Below are 2,892 nucleotides of genomic sequence, written 5' to 3' on the forward strand. Positions count from 1 at the left end.
CTGCCGTGGCCGCGGGCGCGGCCGATGTGCAGGTGTTCGACGCCATGCCTTCGGCCGGGCGCAAGTTCCTGCTGGCCGGCAAGGGCGGCCTGAACCTCACGCACTCCGAACCCTTGCCGGCCTTCCTGCAGCGCTACGGTGCGCGCGAGGAGGCGATGGCGCCCTGGTTGCACGCCTTCGGGCCGGAGCACCTGCGCGACTGGGCGCGCGGGCTGGGCATCGACACCTTCGTGGGCAGTTCCGGGCGGGTGTTCCCCACCGACATGAAGGCCGCGCCGCTGCTGCGGGCATGGTTGCAACGCCTGCGCGCCCAGGGTGTGCAGCTGCACATGCGCCATCGCTGGCTGGGCTGGCAGGAGGCGCCCCCGGCCCCGCAGGCCAGCGGGCCGGCCCTGCAGCGGCTGCGTTTCAGCTGCCCCGCAGGCGAGCGGGTGGTGCAAGCCCACGCCGTGGTGCTGGCGCTCGGCGGCGGCAGCTGGGCGCGCCTGGGCTCGGACGGCGCCTGGATGGACCTGCTGCAGGCGCACGGCGTTGCCACGGCGCCGCTGGCGCCCGCCAACTGCGGCTTCGAAGTGCTGCGCGTGGCGCCGGACGAGGGCCACGAGCCACCGACACGGCGCGATTTTCTGCGTGAACTGCTGGGCGCGCAGGAAGTGGCGCCCGGCTGGTCGCCTTATTTCGTCGAACGCCATGCCGGCCAGCCCTTCAAGTCGGTGGCAGTCCGCTTTGCCGACAGCCAGGGACGGATTTTCAGCCGGCGCGGAGAGTTCGTCGCGACCGCCACCGGGGTGGAGGGCAGCCTGATGTATGCCTTTGCCCACCTGCTGCGCGACGAGATCGCCGCCTACGGACACGCCACCTTTCACCTGGACCTGCTGCCCGAGCACAGCGCGGAACGCGTGCTGGCGCAGGTGCGGCACCCGCGTGGTGCGCGCAGCCTGGCCAGCCACCTGAAGTCGCGCCTCGGCCTGTCGGGCATCAAGACGGCGGTGCTGCACGAGCTCTTGGGCAAGGAAGGGATGCAGGACACGCAGCGCCTGGCCGAGGCGATCAAGGCGCTGCCCATCACCCTGGTGGCGCCCCGCCCCATCGACGAGAGCATCAGCACCGCCGGCGGTGTGGCGTTCGAGGCGCTGCAGGAGGGCTCGCTCATGCTGCAGGCGCTGCCCGGCGTGTTCTGCTCTGGCGAGATGCTCGATTGGGAAGCCCCCACGGGCGGCTACCTGCTCACCGCCTGCCTTGCCACCGGGCGCGCGGCGGGCACGGATGCGGCGCGCTGGTGTCAGAACTTGGCGCGGTAATACACCATCGGCCCGCCGTGGCGGGCGCGCAGCAGCAACTTGGCGTCGCCCTGGAGCTGCACCCCGATGGCGCCGAACTCGGGGATCAGGCCGCCGGTGCGCGAGGCCTTCCACTGCACTTCCAGCCGCGTGCCGATCTGGCCCGGCTCGCGCATCCAGATCATGCCCATGGCGTCGTGCGCGGCCAGGGACTGCGGTGTCCGGCTCCAGGCGTGCAGGTCCAGGTGCACGCGCTCCTGCAGGCGCGAGCGCCAACGCACCCCCAGGTCATAGGCCAGGGGCGCGTTGCCGCCCCGCACGCCTGCCTGATCCGACACCAGCCCCAGCGACAGGCCCAGGCTGGAGCGCCGCTGCGGGGTGAGCCAGCCGGTCACTTCGGAGTACCGCACCTGCCCGGCGCCCCGGCCCGCGGCGGCCTCCCAGTCGGTGAAGGCGGGCAGCTCCTCGCTGCGCAGCGTGAAGTGTGGAGCGTCGGCGCTGCCGCCGGCCCCCGCCGGCTGGGTGGTGGCGGCAAGCTCCGCAAGGGCGTGGCCAGCAAGGCTGGAATCGCTCGCCTGGGCGAGGGGCGCGCCGCACAGGACCAGCAGCGCCAGCAGCGATGGCGACCAGGAGCCGACCGCCGTCCAATGAAATGCTCGGGTGCGGGTTTGCGAGGTCATGGCGTCACACACTCGAAGAAAGAGAACAGCGACATTGCTGTGCTCGAGTGTGGACGGAGGAGCTGCCTTGTGCACCGGGAAAATTCCGCGGGTGCTTGTCGGACGAGCCAGTCAGCGGCGGGGCGCAGGCGCTGGCAAGGGCGGGAGAGGGGAAGAAAAAAGGTGACGAGCCTTACCCCCGGCACTGGCTCCACGGTTAGGGCTGCTTGGTTCCCCACCTGACCCGGTTGGCCGCTTCCCCATGCGGGGAGGCCCGTCACTGCCGATTGTAGCCGCGCACCGGCCAGCCGCGCCGGCCGGCACATAGAATCGCCCTCCATGTCCTACCTCGTGCTCGCCCGCAAGTACCGCCCCAAGACCTTCGCGGAAATGGTGGGGCAGGAGCACGTCGTGCAGGCGCTGGTCAATGCGCTCACGCAGCAGCGCCTGCACCACGCCTACCTGTTCACCGGCACACGCGGCGTGGGCAAGACCACGGTCTCGCGCATCCTCGCCAAATCGCTCAACTGCCAGGGGCCCGACGGTCAGGGCGGCATCACCGCCACGCCCTGCGGCGTGTGCCCGGCCTGCACGGCCATCGACGCCGGGCGCTTTCCCGACTACACCGAACTCGACGCCGCCTCCAACCGCGGCGTGGACGAAGTGCAGGGATTGCTGGAGCAGGCGGTCTACAAGCCGGTGCAGGGGCGCTTCAAGGTCTTCATGATCGACGAAGTGCACATGCTCACGAACACGGCTTTCAACGCCATGCTCAAGACGCTGGAGGAGCCGCCGGAATACCTGAAGTTCGTGCTGGCCACGACCGACCCGCAGAAGGTGCCGGTCACGGTGCTCTCGCGCTGCTTGCAGTTCAACCTGCGGCCGATGGCGCCCGAGACGGTGCTGGCCCACCTGCAGCAGGTGCTATCGCTCGAAGGACTGGCGGCCGAGCC

General features: G+C 70.7%; 3 protein-coding genes and 1 other RNA gene. 2 read left to right on the forward strand and 2 right to left on the reverse strand.

The window, feature by feature from the left end; translation table 11 throughout:
* Window positions 1-1,301: TIGR03862 family flavoprotein (locus tag A612_RS09830; RefSeq protein WP_019374323.1), on the forward strand; the 1,301-nt coding region annotated here is incomplete at its 5' end.
* Here A612_RS09830 and A612_RS09835 read toward each other — a convergent pair.
* A complete protein-coding gene (locus A612_RS09835; RefSeq protein ID WP_019374324.1) occupies window positions 1,283-1,960 on the reverse strand; it encodes a hypothetical protein in 678 nt (225 codons plus the stop codon). The genes A612_RS09830 and A612_RS09835 overlap by 19 nt on opposite strands.
* Before the next feature lie 161 nt (window positions 1,961-2,121).
* Window positions 2,122-2,218, reverse strand: an RNA gene (gene ffs / locus A612_RS16600) — signal recognition particle sRNA small type.
* Between the two features lie 60 nt (window positions 2,219-2,278).
* Here ffs and dnaX point away from each other — a divergent pair.
* Window positions 2,279-2,892 (forward strand): DNA polymerase III subunit gamma/tau (gene dnaX / locus A612_RS09840; RefSeq protein WP_019374325.1); only part of this gene is annotated, 614 nt, incomplete at its 3' end.

This window comes from Melaminivora alkalimesophila, from assembly GCF_000282995.1.
GTDB classification, from domain to species: domain Bacteria; phylum Pseudomonadota; class Gammaproteobacteria; order Burkholderiales; family Burkholderiaceae_C; genus Melaminivora; species Melaminivora alkalimesophila.

What these genes read in the sequence shown, in the direction of transcription:
- A612_RS09835 (WP_019374324.1), bottom strand. Translation starts at nt 1,960, where the DNA reads ATGACCTCGCAAACCCGCACCCGAGCATTTCATTGGACGGCGGTCGGC.